This window comes from Lentzea flaviverrucosa (genome assembly GCF_003350445.1).
GTDB classification, from domain to species: Bacteria; Actinomycetota; Actinomycetes; order Mycobacteriales; family Pseudonocardiaceae; genus Lentzea; species Lentzea californiensis.
This window is the reverse complement of record NZ_QQAU01000008.1, coordinates 349,976-367,905: the sequence shown is the minus strand read 5'-3', so window position 1 is coordinate 367,905 and position 17,930 is coordinate 349,976. Positions and strand designations below refer to the sequence as shown.

Here is a 17,930-nt window from a genome sequence, read left to right as displayed (position 1 = left end):
CGTGGCCTGGGTTGACCGGGTTGAGTCGATCAAGGAGGACAGATGCCCAAGGCAGTGGTGGTGCGTTCGGCCGGTGGCCCCGAGGTGCTGGAGCACACGGACGTGCCGTCGCCCGTGCCCGGTGACGGCGAGCTGCTGGTGAAGGTGAGCGCCGCGGGCGTCAACTACATCGACACCTACCAGCGCAGCGGCCAGTACCCGCTGACGCTGCCCACCGCCCTGGGACTCGAAGGCGCCGGCGAGGTCGTGACGAGCAACTCCCCGGACTTCGCTCCCGGCGACAAGGTCGCGTGGATGGGCGTGCTGGGCAGCTACGCGTCCGAGGTCGTGGTGCCGGCCGCGTCGGCGGTGCGGGTGCCGGACGGGCTGGACGTCGAACTGGCCGCGGCCTCGCTGCTGCAGGGCATCACCGCGCACTACCTGATCCACTCGACGTACGTGGTGAAGGAGGGCGACCGGGTGCTGGTGCACGCGGCGGCCGGTGGCGTCGGCCTGCTGCTGACGCAGTGGGTGAAGTCGAAGGGCGCCACGGTCGTCGCGACGGTGTCGACCGACGAGAAGGAGGCGCTGGCCCGCGAGGCCGGGGCTGAGCAGGTGTTGCGGTACGGGGACTTCGCCTCGCAGATCGAGAAGGTCGACGTCGTCTACGACGGTGTCGGCGCCGACACGTTCGACCAGTCGCTGGCGTCGCTGAAGCCGCGCGGCGTGCTGGCGCTGTTCGGGGCCTCGTCCGGGCCGGTGCCGCCGGTGGACCCGCAGCGGCTCAACGCGGCGGGGTCCGTGTACCTGACGCGGCCGTCGACCGGGGCGTACCTGCTCGACCGGGCCGAGCTCGACTGGAGGGCGTCCGATCTGTTCTCCGCCATCGCGTCGGGAACGCTGAACATCCGGATCGGCGGCCGGTACAAGCTCGAGGAGGCGGCGCAGGCGCACACCGACCTGCAGTCGCGCAGGACGACCGGCAAGCTGCTGCTCCTGCCCTGAGCCTGGAGAACGGAACGGCCCCCGGTGCTCCGGGGGCCGTTCCGCGTTCTGGGATCAGGCGGCGGGGGTGACCTTCACGCCGTCGATGACGAACACGAGCGTCTCGTTCGCCTTGATGCCCTGACCGCCCTTGCCGTAGCCCTTGGCGGGCGGCACGATCAGCAGGCGGCGGCCCTTCTCCTTGAGCCCGACGATGCCCTCGTTCCAGCCGTCGATGACCTGCGCCTGGCCGACGTTCTCGACGTCGAACGGCGCGCCGCGCTGGAAGGAGCTGTCCAGCACCTTCTTGTCGGAGAAGGTCGTGAGCTGGTAGTTGACGGTGGCCGTCGAGCCCGTCTTCACCTCGGCACCGGTGCCCACCACCAGGTCCTTGATGACGAGTTCGCTGGTGGGCTTGCAGTTCGGGATCTCGACCTTGGGCGCCGCACCGAAGTCGCCGGTGACCTTGAAGTCGTCGGCCTTGCAGGGGTTCGTGGGCGCGGCGGCGGCCGGCGACGATCCGCCGGCCGAGGGCTGGGCCGACCCGGCGCACCCGGCGAGACCGGTGGCCGCGAGCGCCACAGAAGCGATGAGCAGGACGTTACGCATGGTGGGTGAGCGTATTCGGACCGGTGTGAGCGGCGTGTAGCAACCCGCACGGCCCTCTGGACCATGACACCCGACATGGGTGCATGTGGGTGGGGTGCCCACCCTCATCCGACACGTTCGGGGGCGGTCGCGACGGCGCGTCACCGAAGTGCACGAGTACGGGCCGTCGACTGGGCTCAAGGGCACTTATTCCGGTCCGGAATGTCGCACGAATAGCAGCTTCCTTATCTTTTGACCGACGCGTACAGTAACTCCTCGCACTTGATCGGACACCCAGCGCATTCGTCCGTTCGGGTAGCGGCCAATCTGGTGATTCAGGAGGTGGCACACGTGTCCGCGGAGGCCGGAGGCATCCGCAGCAGCCTGATCCAGGAGTTGTTCTGGACTCGGACCGGGTTGCTCCTCCTCATACTCGTCGTGACGTCGGGTGCGTCGCTGGCCATTTCCAGTCAAATGGATTCCGGCACAGCTAGAAACCTGCTGACGGCACTGGGTACGGGCACGCTGATTTCGGCAGTGGTGAGCTTCACGCAGACGTTGATCACGTCGAAAGCGGCGCAGAAGGCACTGCTGGCCCCGGTCATCGAGGAGAGCCGCAAAGCGCTCAGAGAGCTCACCCAGGAGTACCGGGCACTCGACCGGGAGTTCTTCCCCAGTCACGTGTTCGAGCCGACGGCCAAGCCGGACCCGGTGTTCAACCAGCTCATGATGCAGGACCTGGAACGGACGCGGCTGTACTGCTTCCGCGGGTTCGCCGGCCGGTACGCGGCGGGAAGGGTGCTGCTCAGCCAGACGGAGTGCGAGCTCAGGGCCGTGCTGGCCGATCCGCGCGACGACAACGCGATCAGCGGGCGGGCGCGGTACCTGCTGCGCAACGAGGGGGCGGACGGCGACTACGACGAGATCCAGGAACGGCTCAAGGAACAGATCGGGATAGGGCTCGTCGGGCTCTACGCGGCCCGCAGCCGCTGCACGAGAATCGACGTCACGATCGTTTCGGATCCGCCGCTCGACCGGCTCGAGTTGTTCGACGACTCGGCGTGGCTCACGCTCTACAGCAACACCGCAGGAGTGCTCAGGCCCTATCCGCGCACGCTCAGGTTCACCGAGAGTTCGTTCCTTTACGCGATGGAACGCGCGGAGTTCCTGCGCATCAGCAATTCCAAGGCCGGCTACCACTTCGCCATCACGCCGTCGACGACGCGGAACGACTTCATCGCGCTGTTCGAGAAGATCACCGGCGAGACGCTCACCCAGGACGGCTTCACGGAACTCGAAGGCAAGTTCCACGCATTCCGTCGCGAATTCTCCGCATCTGCTCAGTTGAGGAGCTGATCGATCTTGCTAGCCGAGTTCACCGGGTTGTCCGCGCTCGAGGAGCTCGCCGCCCGGATGAAGCGCGCCGAATTCCCCGTCGTAGACCACTGGGCCGATGTCGGCGCGTGGTTCACCGAATGGGCGGCGCGACCCGAGCTGCGCAAAGAGCTTCGCGCGCACATCGACGCGCTCACCCCCCAGCAGGCGACCTGGGTGATCGCGCACTCACGCGAGACGACGACGCACTTCGCGTGGTGTCTGAGGGACGAGGCGGACGAACCGTTCACGTTCTGGCTGCACGAGTACAAGCCGCTGGCCGACTGGCGGGCCGGCTACGCCGACTCGGTGCACAACCACCGCTACCACTTCTGCACCACGATCCTGAGCGGCGCCTACCTGCACGAACGTTTCGACGCCAGGCTCGGCATCGGCGGCCGCACCATCGTCGGCACGGAGCTCACGAACCGCACCCAGTGCACCGAGGGCGCCACCGGGACGATGCTCGCGCACGAGTTCCACCGCATCCCGCGAGCAGCGGACGGAACCATGACGTTCCTGGTCAAGTCACGTGCCGTGAACCCGTGGAGCCTCAGCTACGACCCGGACACCGGAATCAGCCACCGGCACGTGCCGGTGGAGGACCGACTGGAGGATCTGACGAACCACCTCTGAAGCCCAGCCGAGGCAGCCGCGACACGCCTACCATCAGCCCACCTTGTCAGGAGGGCTGATGATGCGTACGCGCACGATGATCCCGAGGTCTGTCATAGCGGACGTGGAGCAGCGCGTGAGGCGGCTGTGCGAGGACCTGGCCGCGAAGCTGCAGTTCCACGGCTGGCACCACGTGAGCTTCGTCCGCGACAAGTCCGTGCACTTCGCCGACCGCAACGGCGCCGCACGGGACGTCGTGGAGGTCGCCGCACTGGTGCACGACCTGAACTACATGGTCCGCCGCAACTCGCTGCCCACGGACGGCGCGGCGCTGCGCCGGAAGGTCCTCTTCGTCGCCGGCGTCCCGCAGGGCGACATCGAGTGGATCGAGCGGATCGTCGTCGAGGCCGAGATGCGCACCCGTTCCCGTGACATCTCGCTGGAGGCGCAGGCGCTGTCCGACGCGGACACGCTGTTCAAGGCGCTGCCGGTCACGCCGGTCGTCCTGGCGCACAAGTACCTGCAGGAGAACGGCATCACCCTGCGCGAGCTCGCGTACAAGATCGTGGGCGAGCAGGTGGGCAAAGCCGACGACGGCTACTACTTCTACGACTCGGAGGCCGCCGCGACCTACAGCAAGTGGGCCGAGACGAACCTGCTGTTGTGGAAGTGCATCGTCGAGTCCCTCGACGACCCGTGCGTCGAGGACCTGCTGACCAAGGTGGCGTCCTGAGCACCTTCAGCGGGCAGGCGTGAGATCCACGGTCTGCTGCACGGGCATCGTCACGCCGACGGCGGTGAACGCGAGTTCACGGGCTGCGCGGCGCACGGTGAGCACGCCGAGATAGGAGTGCACGGTCGAAGCGCGCCGCAGGTCGACGAACGCCTCGACAGCGGCGTCGACGATCAGGTCGCCCGGCACGCGATCGCCGAAGCGGCGGACCAGTTCGTCGACCGCTTGCCGCAGCTGGGCTTCCGAGTTCAGCATGCCCAGGTAAACGACCAGCGGCCGCCCGCGGTTCAGCGAGCGCGGAGATCGGCACTTCCGTGCAACGCGTAGGCGAGCCCCATGACGTTGCCGCGGCTGAGCATCTCCCACCGCACCTGCCGCAACGCCTCGCCGGCGCTGATCCCGGCGGCCAGCCGCGAAAGCAGCATGCCCGTGACCCAACCGGCCATGTCCTGCGGAACGGCGACCTCGGGACTGATCACGCCGGACGCGCCGTGCTCGACGAACGAGCGCACCAGGCCGTTCATCGGTGTCGTACCCACGATCAACGGCTTGCGCACGGGCCAGTGCGGTTGCGGCCACACACCCTCGCTGTTCCACCGAGCGATCTCCTCAGCGTCGAGGAACCCCTCGTGGAAGTGCAGGTGCACGACGTCCATGTCTTCGTCCGCCAGCGCCCGTCCCAGCTCGGCCGGGGTGACGTACGCCGACGTCACGGACTCCGGCGGGACCTGCGACATCAGCTCCGTGACGTGCCGCTCGGTCAGTGAGCGGTCCATCCCGGGGTCGACCGCCATCGCCACCTCGAACGGCCACGAGCGGGGCAGGATCCGCTGCACGAGCGGTCCGACGGGGTGCTCCAGCACGCTCGACAGACCCCAGAAACCGAAGGGGCACAACACGTTCCCGTTGTGATCGGGCACCGGGCAGTGCGCAGGCACCTCTCCCCCTGCGCCGAACGGCCCGAACTGCCCGACGGAGGGGCACAACCGGTGCGGCCCGTCCGCGAACGGCAGGTCGTAGATCATCGGCCACCGCACCGGACCGGACGCCGCGGCAGCCACCACCAGCCCGGCCGGACGGCCCGTCACCCGCGCCGCGTGCCGGACGGCGCCGGCCGGTCCGTGCTCACCGAACAGCCGCGAGTACGCCGCCGCGCCCTGCCTGGCCAGGAAGGCGAGATCGGCGCAGTAGGCCGGGAAGTCCTTGCCGTACCAGGGATCGAGCCCCGACGACGAGGGCAGCGACAACGCGGGTCCGGCCAGGCTGGTCCACGACGGCACGCCTCCCGCGGCGACCAGCGCCCGGTCACCGAGGTCCAGCACCGACACCGCGCGCGAGGCCGGGAGGTCTGCGAACGTGCGGGAGAGCTTCCAGCGCGTCAGTGAACGCGGCTCACCTCCACCGACCGGCAGCACGACCTGCTGGACGTGCACCGGCACGACCCCGTGGTAGACGACCAGCTCACCGGTCCAGGGCACGGCCGCGTACGGCGTCATGACCTCGAAGTTCACCCACGAACTGGGCCCCTCGGCGGGCAGCACGAACGACTCGGACTGCGCGGGACGGCCCGACATGCTCAGCACGGCGCGCAGCTCCAGGTCTGCCGGCAGCACGACGGGATGAGCCCCGACGCGCGCCCACACCTCGTACTCCGCGCCCGGCCGCAACGCCCCGGCGATGCCCTCGGTGGCTCCCGGCAGCGCGACCACGACGGTCACCGCGCGATCCGCGACCACGGGCGGCGCGGGCAGGGACACGTAGGTCATCCTCCCGAGGCGCTCCAGCTCCCGGAACTGCCAGAGGGCGTCCTCGACCCGTGCCTCACCCGGACCGCGCGGCGAAGCGAGGACGACGTGCGGCGCGCTCCACCCCATCACCACCGACGCGGTGTCCACACCGGACACCCAGGTGTGCACGGCGGTGAAGAGCACGACCGGCCGCCCGAGCCCGCGCAACGACGCGACCACCGGAGCCGAGTCCCATGAGCGCGTGTCGTGCAGCGCCACCACGTCGCCGGGCACGTCCGAGAGCGACGGCAGCGACGAGGCCGACGAGAAGTGCCGGAGGTCGAGAACGGCGAACCTCAGCACCCGCACCTGCGTCGCGACCGCGGTGGACGCGGCCGATCCGACGGCCAGCCCCCGGCTGACCTGCGCCCACCCGGCCGGATCGGTGATCACGACGAGCGAGGACGCGGGCGTCAGGGCCGCGACGAAGTCCAGTGGTGAACCTTCACCACCGGTGACGGTGAACTCAACGGGCGCCACAGCCGTACGACTGGAGGTGCAGCTAGAACGGCCAGCCAAGCACCGGCAACCCGACGACGGCGTCCACGGCGAGACCGCAGAACACGAACATCAGGTAGAGGTTCGACATGTGGAAGAACTTCATGGTGTTCGTGGACCCGCCACGGCGGACAACGTTGTGCAGCTTGTGCGCGAAGACCGCGAACCACAGGCCCGACAGGGCCGCCACCGCGACGTAGATCCAGGAGGTGACGGGTGCGAGGGCGAGCGTGCAGACCACGGTGATCCAGCTGTAGATCACGATCTGCCGCGTCACCTGCGCAGCTGTGGCCACCACGGGCAGCATCGGCACGCCTGCTCGGGCGTAGTCCTCCTTGAACTTCATCGCGAGGGCCCAGGTGTGCGGCGGCGTCCAGAAGAAGATCACGCCGAACATGACCAGGGCAGGCCACTCGACGGTGCCCGTCACCGCGCTCCAGCCGATGATCACCGGCATGCAGCCCGCCATGCCGCCCCAGATGATGTTCTGGGAGGTCCGGCGCTTGAGCACGAGCGTGTAGACGAAGATGTAGAAGAGGATGGTCGCCACCGCGAAAGCGGCCGACATCAGGTTGACGAAGATCCACAGGAACGCGAACGAGACGATTCCGAGCACGATGCCGAAGATCAGGGCGTTGCGCGGCGGAATGGCGTTGTGCGCGAGCGGGCGGGCCGCCGTCCGCTTCATGACCGAGTCGATGTCGGCGTCGACGAAGCAGTTGAGGGCATTTGCCGACCCCGCGGCGAGCGTGCCGCCGGTGAGGGTGCAGGCGATGAGCCACAGGGGCGGCAGGCCGCGCTGGGCCAGGAGCATCGCGGGGATCGTCGTGATCAGCAGGAGCTCGATGACCCGCGGTTTGGTGAGCGCCACGTAAGCGCCAACAACCTGGCGAGGCGACCTGGGGGCCTCGAGGACGGCACTCATCGCGGGAACGCTCCTCGTGTTGAGACAGGTGTGAAATCCAGCGACTGATGGTAACCGCGTAAAGAATTCACAGCCCGTTCGGGTGCTGGTGTGCCCCGGCACACACGTGCCTGGGACCTTTCAGAGCAACATCTGAATCTCTCAGGACTAGGCTGGCCGGAGGACGTGGGAGAGACGCGGGTGAGGCTCTTCGGGATCGATTCCGAACGAGCTGGGCACCCGCCCTAGCGACAAGTTTGGAGCTGTAAGTCCGTGACCGTCACCGACGACATCGCCCGGCTCACCAAGGCCGATCTGCCAGACGACTGGACCGACCTCGACAAGCGCGCCGTGGACACCGCGCGCGTGCTCGCGGCGGACGCCGTGCAGAACGTCGGCAACGGCCATCCCGGCACGGCGATGAGTCTCGCACCGCTCGCGTACACGTTGTTCCAGCGCATCATGCGGCACGACCCCGCGGACGCGGACTGGATCGGCCGCGACCGGTTCGTGCTCTCCGCGGGGCACTCCAGCCTGACGCTGTACGTGCAGCTGTTCCTGTCGGGGTACGGCCTGGAGGTCGACGACCTCAAGACCCTGCGCAAGTGGGGCTCGAAGACGCCGGGCCACCCGGAGCACGGCCACACCAGGGGTGTCGAGATCACCACCGGCCCGCTGGGCTCGGGCCTCGCCGCCGCCGTGGGCATGGCCATGGCCGCCCGCCGCGAGCGCGGCCTGTTCGACCCGTCGGCCGCGCCGGGCCAGAGCCCGTTCGACCACCACGTCTACGTGATCGCCTCCGACGGTGACATCGAGGAGGGCGTCACCTCCGAGGCCTCGTCGCTCGCGGGCACGCAGCAGCTGGGCAACCTGGTCGTCTTCTACGACGACAACAAGATCTCCATCGAGGACGACACGACGATCGCGCTGTCCGAGGACACCGCGAAGCGCTACGAGGCCTACGGCTGGCACGTCCAGGTCGTGGAGTCCGGCGAGAACGTCAAGGGCATCCTCGAGGCGGTCGAGAAGGCCAAGGCCGTCACCGACAAGCCGTCGTTCATCCTGCTGCGCACGATCATCGGCTACCCGGCGCCCAACAAGCAGAACACCGGCGCCGCGCACGGTGCCGCCCTGGGCGTCGACGAGGTCAAGGCCACCAAGGAGATCCTGGGCTTCGACCCCGAGCAGACCTTCGAGGTCGCCGACGAGGTCCTGGCCCACGCCCGCGAGGTCGTGAAGCGCGGCGAGCACGCCAAGGCCGAGTGGCAGAAGAGCTTCGACGCGTGGGCCTCGGCCAACGCGGAGAACAAGAAGCTGCTCGACCGGCTGGTCGCGCGCGAGCTGCCCGAGGGCTGGGACGCCGACCTGCCGGTGTACGAGGTGGGTGGCAAGGAGGTCCCGACCCGCAAGGCCTCCGGTGAGGTCATCAACGCGCTGGCGAAGCACCTGCCCGAGCTGTGGGGCGGTTCGGCCGACCTGGCCGAGTCGAACCTGACGACCATCAAGGGCGCCAAGTCGTTCGGCCCGGAGTCGATCTCCACGGGCATGTGGAGCGCCGACCCGTACGGCCGCGTGCTGCACTTCGGTGTCCGCGAGAACGCCATGGGCATGATCCTCAACGGCATCGCGCTGCACGGCCCGACCCGCCCGTTCGGTGGCACGTTCCTCGTGTTCTCCGACTACATGCGTCCCGCGGTGCGCCTCGCGGCGATCATGCAGGCCGCCGTCACGTACGTGTGGACGCACGACTCCATCGGCCTGGGCGAGGACGGCCCGACGCACCAGCCGATCGAGCACCTCGCGGCACTGCGCGCGATCCCGGACTTCGCCGTCGTCCGTCCCGGCGACGCGAACGAGACCGCGTACGCGTGGAAGGCCGTCATCGAGCAGCTCGGCCCCGTCGGGTTCGCGCTGAGCCGGCAGAACCTGCCGATCCTGGAGGGCACCTCGGCCGAGGGCGTGAAGCGCGGCGGTTACGTGCTCTTCGGTGACGACAACCCGGAGATCGTGATCATCGGCACAGGCTCTGAGCTGCAGGTCGCCGCCGAGGCCGGGAAGGTCCTGCAGGGCGAGGGCGTTGCAGTGCGTGTGGTGTCGATGCCGTCGCTCGACTGGTTCGAGCAGCAGGACGCCGAGTACCGCGAGTCGGTCATCCCGTCGTCGGTCAAGGCGCGCGTGGCGGTCGAGGCCGGCATCGCGCAGCCGTGGTACCGCTACGTCGGCGACGCCGGCGAGATCGTGTCGATCGAGCACTTCGGTGCCTCGGCCGACTACCAGGTCCTGTTCAAGGAGTTCGGTTTCACGACCGAGAACGTCGTTGCCGCAGCACGTCGTTCCCTTGACAACGTGAGGGGTAACAAGTGAGCAAGCCGAATCTCGACGCCCTGTCCGGCGCCGGAGTTTCCATCTGGCTCGACGACCTGTCCCGGGAGCGGCTCACCAGCGGCAACCTGGACGAGCTGATCCGCGACTGGAACGTCGTCGGCGTGACGACGAACCCGACGATCTTCGCGGGCGCCCTGTCGAAGGGCGAGTCCTACGACGAGCAGATGCGTGAGCTGTCGTCGCGCGGCGCCGACGTCGAGGCGACCATCCGCGAGGTCACCACGACCGACGTGCGCAACGCGTGCGACAAGTTCCGCGACATCTACAACTCGACCGGCGGTGCGGACGGCCGCGTCTCCATCGAGGTCGACCCGCGCCTGGCGTTCGACACGGACAAGACCGTGGCCGAGGCGCAGGACCTGTGGAAGACCGTCGACCGGCCGAACCTGCTGGTGAAGATCCCGGCCACCGAGGCGGGCATCCCGGCCATCACCAAGGTGATCGCCGAGGGCATCTCCGTCAACGTGACGCTGATCTTCTCCGTCGAGCGGTACGAGAAGGTCATGGAGGCCTACGTCGCGGGCCTCGAGCTGGCCAAGGCCAACGGCCACGACCTGCGCTCGATCCACTCGGTCGCGTCCTTCTTCGTGTCCCGGGTGGACACCGAGATCGACAAGCGGCTCGACGAGATCGGCACGGACGAGGCGACCGCGCTCAAGGGCAAGGCCGCTCTCGCCAACGCGTGGATCGCCTACGGAGCGTTCGAGAAGACGTTCCAGGGCGAGCGCTGGGAGGCTCTCAAGGCGGACGGCGCGCACGCGCAGCGTCCACTGTGGGCGTCGACCGGCGTGAAGGACCCGAGCTACTCCCCCACCCTCTACGTCGACCAGCTCGTCGTCGCCGACGTCGTCAACACGATGCCGGAGAAGACGCTGCGGGCGGTCGCGGACGCGGGCAAGATCACCGGTGACACGGTCACCGGACGCGCTGCCGAGGGCCAGGAAGTGTTCGACCGGCTCGCCGCCGTGGGAATCGACCTCCAGGACGTGTTCGTCGCGCTGGAGACCGAGGGTGTCGAGAAGTTCGAGAAGTCCTGGGAAGAGTTGCTCGAGACGGTGAAGAACCAACTGGCTCAACTGAAGGGCTGATACCCAAGTGACCTCCGTCGAAATCGTGAGGTCACCGAACGCCGACCAGGTCAGCACCATCGCTGCTGACCTGGTCGCGGATTCGGTGCCGAGCAAGCTGACCGCGCAGGACCCGACCCTGTGGGGGCCGGAAGCCGAGTCCGAGGCGAGCATCCGCCTCTCCTGGACGACGTTGCACGAGTCGTCCCGTGCACTGCTCCCCGAACTCGTGGCGCTGCGCGCCGATCTGCACGCCGAGGGCGTCGACCGCGTCGTCCTCGCCGGAATGGGTGGCTCGTCGCTGGCCCCCGAGGTGATCACGCGGACCGCGGGCGTCCCGCTGGTCGTGCTGGACACCACCGATCCCGCCCAGGTCGCCGACGCTCTCGCCGGTGACCTCGAGCGCACGGTGATCGTGGTGTCGTCCAAATCCGGTGGCACTGTCGAGACCGACAGCCACCGCCGGATCTTCGAGAAGGCCTTCACCGACGCGGGCATCGACGCCGCGTCGCGCATCGTGGTCGTCACCGACCCCGGCTCGCCGCTGCAGAAGGCGTCCGAGGAAGCGGGCTACCGCAAGGTGTTCCTGGCCGACCCCAACGTGGGTGGCCGTTACTCGGCGCTGACGGCGTTCGGCCTGGTGCCGTCCTACCTCGCCGGCGCCGACGTCGAGGCGCTGCTGGACGACGCGGCCGAGGTCGCGAAGGTCGTGTCGCAGGACTCCGTCGACAACCCGGCCGTGGTCCTGGCCGGTGTCTTCGGCGCCGCGCACGCCCATGGCGCCGAGAAGATCATCTTCGCCGACACCGGGTCCGGCATCGTCGGGTTCGGCGACTGGGCCGAGCAGCTCATCGCCGAGTCGACGGGCAAGAACGGCACCGGCCTGCTGCCGGTCGTCGTCGAGGGTCCCGGCGCTCCCGGTTTCGTGGACGCGCGTTCGGATGCCACGACCGTCGCGATCGGACCGGCCACCGGGTCGGCGAACATCGCGGTCGAGGGCAAGCTGGGCGCGCAGTTCCTGCTGTGGGAGTACGCGACCGCGCTCGTCGGCCGGGTGCTCGGCATCAACCCGTTCGACCAGCCCGACGTCGAGGCCGCGAAGAAGGCCTCCCGCGCGCTGCTCGACGCGCCGGCCGTCGCCGCCACCGTTCCGTCCTTCGTGGACGGTCCGGTCGAGGGACACGGCACCGACTGGGCTCCCCGCAAGGTCAGCACGGTCGCGGAAGCGCTTGCGGCGATCGTTGAAGTGGCGCCCGAGCACGGCTACATCTCGGTTCAGGCGTACTTGGACAGGATCGACGACGCGTCGTTCGAGCTGCTCCGTGCGGAGATCGCGAAGAGGACGCACCTGCAGACCACGTTCGGCTGGGGTCCGCGCTTCCTGCACTCGACCGGCCAGTACCACAAGGGCGGTCACCAGAACGGCGTGTTCATCCAGATCACCGGCGAGTCCGGTGACGACCTGGAGGTGCCCGGCCGTCCCTACACGCTGGCGCAGCTGCAGCTCGCGCAGGCGCTCGGCGACGGTCAGGTGCTGGCCGAACACGGTCGCCCGGTGCTGCGTCTTCACCTCGAGGACCGCATCTCCGGCTTGGCCCAGCTCGTCGAGGCAGTCCAGGAGGACGGCTCGTGACCACATCCGCCAAGTGGCACAACCCGCTGCGGGACGCGCGCGACAAGCGCATGCCCCGCATCGCGGGTCCGAGCGCGCTGGTCATCTTCGGTGTCACCGGTGACCTGTCGCGCAAGAAGCTGATGCCCGCGATCTACGACCTCGCGAACCGGGGTCTGCTGCCGCCGGGCTTCGGTCTCGTCGGCTTCGCCCGCCGCGACTGGGCAGACCAGGACTTCATGAAGGTCGTGCACGACGCGGTGAAGGAGCACGCGCGCACGCCGTTCAACGAGGCGGTCTGGGCGCAGCTCGCCGAGGGCATCCGGTTCGTGCAGGGCACGTTCGACGACGACGCGTCGTTCGACAACCTCGCGTCGTGCCTCGCGGCTCTGGACGCCGAGCGCGGCACGGGCGGCAACCACGCGTTCTACCTGTCGATCCCGCCGGGCGCGTTCCCGACGGTGGTCAACCAGCTCAAGCGCGCGGGTCTCGCCCAGACGGCTCCCGACCAGTGGCGCCGCGTCGTCATCGAGAAGCCGTTCGGCCACGACCTGAAGTCCGCCAAGGAACTGAACCGCACGGTCAACGAGGTCTTCCCCGAGGAGTCGGTGTTCCGCATCGACCACTACCTCGGCAAGGAGACCGTGCAGAACATCCTGGCGCTGCGGTTCGCGAACCAGCTGTACGAACCCATCTGGAACTCGAACTACGTCGACCACGTGCAGATCACCATGGCCGAGGACATCGGTCTCGGTGGCCGCGCGGGCTACTACGACGGCATCGGCGCGACGCGCGACGTCATCCAGAACCACCTGCTGCAGCTGCTCGCGCTGATCGCGATGGAGGAGCCGGTCTCGTTCAAGCCGGCCGACCTCCGCGCGGAGAAGGTGAAGATCCTCTCGGCGACGCGTCCCGCGGAGCCGTTCGAGGAGACCACCGCGCGCGGCCAGTACACCGGTGGCTGGCAGGGCGGCCAGAAGGTCCCGGGTCTGCTGGAGGAGGGCGGTTTCTCGCCCGAGTCGAAGACCGAGACGTTCGGCGCCATCACCTGCGAGGTCAACACCCGCCGCTGGGCCGGGGTGCCGTTCTACCTGCGCACCGGCAAGCGCCTGGGCCGTCGCGTCACCGAGGTGGCCGTCGTGTTCAAGCGGGCGCCGCACCTGCCGTTCGACGACACGGCGACCGAGGAACTGGGCCAGAACGCCCTGGTCGTCCGCGTGCAGCCGGACGAGGGCGTGACGATCCGGTTCGGGTCGAAGGTGCCGGGCAACACGATGGAGGTCCGCGACGTCACGATGGACTTCGGTTACGGCCACTCGTTCACCGAGTCGTCGCCCGAGGCCTACGAGCGGCTGCTGCTCGACGTCCTGCTCGGCGAGCCGTCGCTGTTCCCGAAGAACGACGAGGTCGAGCTCTCCTGGGAGATCCTCGACCCGATCCTCGACTTCTGGGCGCGCAAGGACGAACCCGCTCTGGAGAAGTACAAGGCCGGAACCTGGGGCCCGCCGTCGGCGGAGACGATGACCTCCAGGACCGGAAGGCAGTGGAGGCGTCCGTGATCATCGACCTGCCCTCGACCACCACCTCCCAGATCAACTCGCGGCTCGTCCGGCTGCGGGACGAAGGCGGCGCGACGACCCTCGGTCGCGTGCTGACCCTCGTCATCGTGACCGAGGACGGCCAGCGCACCGACGCCGCGATCGACGCGGCGAACGACGCTTCGCGTGAACACCCGTGTCGCGTGATCGTCGTGGCCCGCGGTGCTCGTCAGGCGGCACCTCGCCTGGACGCGCAGATCCGCGTCGGTGGCGACGCCGGAGCCTCGGAAGTTGTCGTTCTGAGGCTTTACGGCGAACTGGCCAAGGAAGGCGCCTCGTGCGTCATGCCGCTGCTGCTGCCGGACACCCCGGTCGTGGCGTGGTGGCCGTTCGACGCGCCGGTGTCGCCGTCGAAGGACCCGATCGGCCAGCTCGCGCAGCGTCGCATCACCGACGCCGCGGCCGAGAAGAACCCGATCAAGGCCCTGGAGTCCCGGCGGGCGCACTACGCGCCGGGCGACACGGACCTGGCGTGGACGCGGCTGACGTTGTGGCGCGCCATGCTCGCCTCGTCGCTGGACCTGCCGCCGTACGAGAAGGTCGTGGACGCCGAGGTGACCGGCGAGGCCGACTCACCGTCCACCGATCTGCTCGCCGCGTGGCTGACGGACCGGCTGAAGGTCCCGGCCAAGCGCTTCAAGGCGACGTCGGGTGAAGGCATCGTGGAGGTGCGGCTCGGCCGTCCCTCCGGCGCCGTCGACCTGCTGCGCCCGGACGGCAAGGTCGGCACGCTGACCCAGCCCGGCCAGCCTTCTCGCCGGGTGGCGCTGCAGCGTCGTTCGGTGCGCGACTGCCTCGCCGAGGAACTGCGCCGGCTCGACCCCGACGAGGTCTACGCGGCGGCGCTGAAGTCGCTCGCGAAGGTCGTGAAGGGCCGCACGCCGTCACCGAAGGACGAGGCTCCCGCCGCCCCCGCCGCGGAAGCCACCAACGGTTCCGCTCCCAAGAAGTCGAAGGCGAAGGCCGGTTCGTGAGCAACCCGCAAGTCGTGGTGCACCGCGACGGCGACCTCCTGGCCGCCGCCGCGGCGGCCCGCCTGGTCACCCGCATGGTCGACGCCCAGGCCGCACGCGGCTACGCGTCTGTCGTGCTGACCGGCGGCCGCACCGGCACCGCGGTCCTGGAACACCTGAACCGCAACGCCGCGCGCGACGCGGTGGACTGGTCCAAGGTCGACCTCTACTGGGGTGACGAGCGGTTCCTGCCCTCCGGGCACGCGGAGCGCAACGAGACCCAGGCACGTGCAGCGCTGCTGGACCACGTCCCGGTGGACCCGTCGCGCGTGCACGTGATGGAACCGTCGGACGGCAAGTTCGGCGACGACCCCGAAGCCGCCGCCGAGGCCTACGCCGCACTGCTGGCGTCGGTCGCGCGGCCGGAGGACCACGGCGACGTGCCCGCGTTCGACGTCTGCATGCTGGGCGTCGGCGAGGAGGGTCACGTGGCGTCGGTGTTCCCGGACTCGCCCGCCGTGCACGAGGAGGAGCGGACGGTCGTGGCAGTGCGCAACTGCCCGAAGCCGCCGCCCACGCGCGTGTCGCTGACGCTGGCGTCGGTGCGGTCCGCGCAGGAGGTCTGGCTGATGACCACCGGCGAGGCCAAGGCCGCCGCGGTGGCCATGGCGCTGGACGGTGCCGGCGAGGTGCGCCTGCCCGCCGCCGGCGCCACCGGTCGCCGCCGGACGTTGTGGCTGCTGGACACGGCGGCCGCTTCGGCGGTGCCGGCCTTGTTCACACCACCGCTGTCCTGATGTTCCGGCCCCCAGGCTTCGGCCTGGGGGCCTTTTTGTTGTGCAGCCTGCTGATTCGGTGCGCACGACGGGTGCGAGGCCGGCATCCGCGCCCTGCCTGGGTGTGGTTGGCTGGGGAGGTCAACCGAGGGGGGTCGAGTTGCACATCCGGGACGTGCTGGCCGAAGACGCGCCGGCGATCCAGCAGATCAACCGCGAAGCGCTGGGCTACGAGTTTCCACTGCCCGGCACGCAGGCTCAGCTGGAACGCATCATCAAGGCGCCCAACGTACTGCTGCTCGTGGCCGTCGACGGCGCCGACGTGCTGGGCTACATCCAGCTCAGCGACTACGAGAACACCTATCACCACCCGCTGAAGAACCTGATCACGCTGGCCATCTCTCCGCGGCACCAGCGCCGGGGCGCAGGCAAGGCCCTGCTGGCCGCCGGCGAGGAGTGGGCGCGGGCCGACGGTGCCTTCGGGGTGCGGCTCGTGACCGGGGCGAACCGGGTGCACGCGCGGGAGTTCTACGCGGCCAACGGGTACACGGTCCGCAAGGAGCAGACCAATCTGATCAAGTGGTGGTAACCGCTCACTCCCCGGCCCCGTCCACCAACTCCTCCATCACCCGCACCGGCAAAGACGGGTTGGCCGCCGCGGCCCCGGCCGTGAACTCACTCCCCAGCAACTCCACGACCACCGGCACCGGCAGGTGCGGATGCGCAGCCGCGAAGTGCCGAGCCTGAGCATCCTCCGAACACAGCACCAAGGTCTCCCCCGAAGCACACGGATGCCGCGCGACGACCCGGCAGGTCTCCCGAACCGAAGCAGCCCGCAAAACCATGTGGTGCAACAACTCCGCAGGACACAACGGGTTCGACGCGACCCGCGGGTAAAGCCGAGACCCGTGCCGCGAAGCCAGCTCCCACAACTGCGGCACAGTCACCAGGGGATGAACCACCACGGCACCGGCAACGCCCGGATCGTCGTCCAGCACCAGGCAAGTGAAGAGGTCCGGCGGCAGATCCGCACGCGCCGCCACCATCATCCGAACCTGCGCGACAGGAGACGCAGCCAAAGCCCGAAGCTCTGCGGGAGACGCGGAAGCGATGCGAGGGACCAGATCCGGGCCGATGCGCGCGGCCGGGGCCAGGTCCTCCAGCAGGTCGAGCGGGATCGCCGGGTTGCGCAGGAGCACGCGGCGCAGGGCGCGGGTTCCGGTGAGCTGGCGCAGGACCGGAACGGGGACGGCCGGGTTCGCGGCCAGGTGCGACAGGATGCCGGGTTCGAGTTCCGAGGCGAGCTGTTCGTAGACGCCGGCAGGCAGGTCCGGGCGTCCGGCCAGGAAGTAGCGGGACGCGTGGTGCGGCAACAGGTCCGCCGCCGCGGCGGGCGGGGTCGCGGGGTTCGCCGCCAGTTCGCGGGCCAGGGTGCCGGACGGGAGTCGTGCCAGCACCGAGGCGGGTGTGTGCGGGCTGGAAGCCAGTGCGCGCAGCACGTCGGGGCTCGGGTGGCGGCTCAGCGACTCGGCCAGGGTGGGCGGCAGGGCGTGGAACAGCACCAGTTCGGCCACCACCTCCGGCTCGGGGTCGCGGGCCAGCAGGGCGACCACGTCGGCGGGCAGGGAGCAGGCCGATTCGGGCAGGCGAGCGCGGACTGAAGGGTCCGGGTGGAACGCGAGTGCGCGGGTCAGGGCGGGGTCGGCGTCGGGGCGGCCGGTCAGCACCAGGGCCACCGATTCATTCGCGATCGGTACGTCCGCCGGAGTGACCTTCCCGTTCTCCAGCAGCCGGTGCACGGCCATGGAGTCGCCGTGTGCGAGCAGCGCGCGCACGTGCTCCGGTGTCAGGTCTGCGCGATCGGCCAGTTCGGCGGCCAGGCCGGGGCGGGTGACCAGGCGGTCGAGCAGGTAGCCGGGCAGCGCGGGGTTCGACGCCAGGCCCTCCAGTACAGCGTTCACCAATCTCCCTGGTAACACGGCAGGCATTCCCCCCGACAACGCGTATCATCCCCAATCGCGTTGAGTAGCGGGGGTTTTGTGGCAAACGGCAGTGCGAAGCGACGTCCCACCATCGG

Annotated in this window: 16 protein-coding genes; 11 read left to right on the top strand and 5 right to left on the bottom strand. The window is 69.2% G+C overall.

Annotated elements, in window-relative coordinates; translation table 11 throughout:
• Positions 1–42: 42 nt before the first annotated feature.
• Positions 43–984, top strand: a complete 942-nt coding sequence (locus DFR72_RS25930) for a quinone oxidoreductase family protein (RefSeq protein WP_090067040.1) — start codon at positions 43–45, stop codon at positions 982–984.
• 54 nt (positions 985–1,038) lie between these two features.
• Here DFR72_RS25930 and DFR72_RS25925 read toward each other — a convergent pair whose 3' ends face one another.
• Positions 1,039–1,572 (bottom strand): FKBP-type peptidyl-prolyl cis-trans isomerase, encoded by a 534-nt coding sequence (locus tag DFR72_RS25925; protein WP_090067039.1) that lies wholly within the window; start codon positions 1,570–1,572, stop codon positions 1,039–1,041.
• 321 nt (positions 1,573–1,893) lie between these two features.
• On the opposite strand from DFR72_RS25925, the gene DFR72_RS25920 reads away from it, so the two are divergent.
• From DFR72_RS25920 to DFR72_RS25910, 3 genes are all read left to right on the top strand, one after another.
• Positions 1,894–2,907 carry a hypothetical protein gene (locus DFR72_RS25920; protein ID WP_170176394.1) on the top strand — a complete coding sequence of 338 codons (1,014 nt, stop codon included), beginning with the start codon at positions 1,894–1,896 and terminating at the stop codon, positions 2,905–2,907.
• Positions 2,908–2,964: 57 nt separating this feature from the next.
• Positions 2,965–3,561 (top strand): hypothetical protein, encoded by a 597-nt coding sequence (locus DFR72_RS25915; protein ID WP_090067123.1) that lies wholly within the window; start codon positions 2,965–2,967, stop codon positions 3,559–3,561.
• Positions 3,562–3,622: 61 nt separating this feature from the next.
• Entirely contained in the window at positions 3,623–4,273 is a 651-nt protein-coding gene (locus DFR72_RS25910) for an HD domain-containing protein (protein ID WP_090067122.1), read from the top strand.
• Between the two features lie 6 nt (positions 4,274–4,279).
• Here DFR72_RS25910 and DFR72_RS25905 read toward each other — a convergent pair whose 3' ends face one another.
• From DFR72_RS25905 to DFR72_RS25895, 3 genes are read right to left on the bottom strand one after another with little or no spacing between them, the layout of a single operon-like run.
• On the bottom strand, positions 4,280–4,528 hold the full coding sequence (locus DFR72_RS25905; protein ID WP_090067037.1) for a three-helix bundle dimerization domain-containing protein: 249 nt from the start codon (positions 4,526–4,528) through the stop codon (positions 4,280–4,282).
• A 32-nt stretch (positions 4,529–4,560) separates the two neighbouring features.
• On the bottom strand, positions 4,561–6,540 hold the full coding sequence (locus DFR72_RS25900) for a hypothetical protein (protein WP_090067036.1): 1,980 nt from the start codon (positions 6,538–6,540) through the stop codon (positions 4,561–4,563).
• Positions 6,541–6,562: 22 nt separating this feature from the next.
• On the bottom strand, positions 6,563–7,483 hold the full coding sequence (locus tag DFR72_RS25895; RefSeq protein WP_090067035.1) for a heme o synthase: 921 nt from the start codon (positions 7,481–7,483) through the stop codon (positions 6,563–6,565).
• A gap of 252 nt (positions 7,484–7,735) precedes the next feature.
• Here DFR72_RS25895 and tkt point away from each other — a divergent pair, with 252 nt between their 5' ends.
• The 7 genes from tkt to DFR72_RS45685 all read left to right on the top strand — a co-directional run bounded on the left by tkt (position 7,736) and on the right by DFR72_RS45685 (position 16,442).
• Entirely contained in the window at positions 7,736–9,826 is a 2,091-nt protein-coding gene (tkt, locus tag DFR72_RS25890; RefSeq protein WP_090067034.1) for a transketolase, read from the top strand.
• Entirely contained in the window at positions 9,823–10,935 is a 1,113-nt protein-coding gene (gene tal / locus DFR72_RS25885; protein WP_090067033.1) for a transaldolase, read from the top strand. The genes tkt and tal overlap by 4 nt, the downstream gene beginning before the upstream one ends.
• A 25-nt stretch (positions 10,936–10,960) precedes the next feature.
• A complete protein-coding gene (locus tag DFR72_RS25880) occupies positions 10,961–12,547 on the top strand; it encodes a glucose-6-phosphate isomerase (protein WP_245983506.1) in 1,587 nt (528 codons plus the stop codon).
• Between the two features lie 50 nt (positions 12,548–12,597).
• A complete protein-coding gene (zwf, locus tag DFR72_RS25875; protein ID WP_114773764.1) occupies positions 12,598–14,085 on the top strand; it encodes a glucose-6-phosphate dehydrogenase in 1,488 nt (495 codons plus the stop codon).
• Positions 14,082–15,098 (top strand): glucose-6-phosphate dehydrogenase assembly protein OpcA, encoded by a 1,017-nt coding sequence (gene opcA, locus DFR72_RS25870; protein ID WP_090067121.1) that lies wholly within the window; start codon positions 14,082–14,084, stop codon positions 15,096–15,098. The genes zwf and opcA overlap by 4 nt, the downstream gene beginning before the upstream one ends.
• Positions 15,095–15,874 (top strand): 6-phosphogluconolactonase, encoded by a 780-nt coding sequence (pgl, locus tag DFR72_RS25865; protein WP_090067030.1) that lies wholly within the window; start codon positions 15,095–15,097, stop codon positions 15,872–15,874. The genes opcA and pgl overlap by 4 nt, the downstream gene beginning before the upstream one ends.
• Positions 15,875–16,013: 139 nt before the next feature.
• Positions 16,014–16,442 (top strand): GNAT family N-acetyltransferase, encoded by a 429-nt coding sequence (locus DFR72_RS45685; protein ID WP_170176393.1) that lies wholly within the window; start codon positions 16,014–16,016, stop codon positions 16,440–16,442.
• Between the two features lie 4 nt (positions 16,443–16,446).
• On the opposite strand, the gene DFR72_RS25855 is transcribed toward DFR72_RS45685, so the two are convergent.
• Positions 16,447–17,814, bottom strand: a complete 1,368-nt coding sequence (locus DFR72_RS25855; protein ID WP_090067028.1) for a hypothetical protein — start codon at positions 17,812–17,814, stop codon at positions 16,447–16,449.
• Positions 17,815–17,930: the final 116 nt, after the last annotated feature.

Excerpts from the sequence above, each read along its gene's own strand:
- DFR72_RS25930 (WP_090067040.1), top strand. The coding sequence starts at position 43 with ATGCCCAAGGCAGTGGTGGTGCGTTCGGCCGGTGGCCCCGAGGTGCTG.
- DFR72_RS25925 (WP_090067039.1), bottom strand. The coding sequence starts at position 1,572 with ATGCGTAACGTCCTGCTCATCGCTTCTGTGGCGCTCGCGGCCACCGGT.
- DFR72_RS25915 (WP_090067123.1), top strand. The coding sequence starts at position 2,965 with ATGAAGCGCGCCGAATTCCCCGTCGTAGACCACTGGGCCGATGTCGGC.
- DFR72_RS25910 (WP_090067122.1), top strand. The coding sequence starts at position 3,623 with ATGCGTACGCGCACGATGATCCCGAGGTCTGTCATAGCGGACGTGGAG.
- DFR72_RS25905 (WP_090067037.1), bottom strand. The coding sequence starts at position 4,528 with ATGCTGAACTCGGAAGCCCAGCTGCGGCAAGCGGTCGACGAACTGGTC.
- DFR72_RS25895 (WP_090067035.1), bottom strand. The coding sequence starts at position 7,483 with ATGAGTGCCGTCCTCGAGGCCCCCAGGTCGCCTCGCCAGGTTGTTGGC.
- zwf (WP_114773764.1), top strand. The coding sequence starts at position 12,598 with ATGCCCCGCATCGCGGGTCCGAGCGCGCTGGTCATCTTCGGTGTCACC.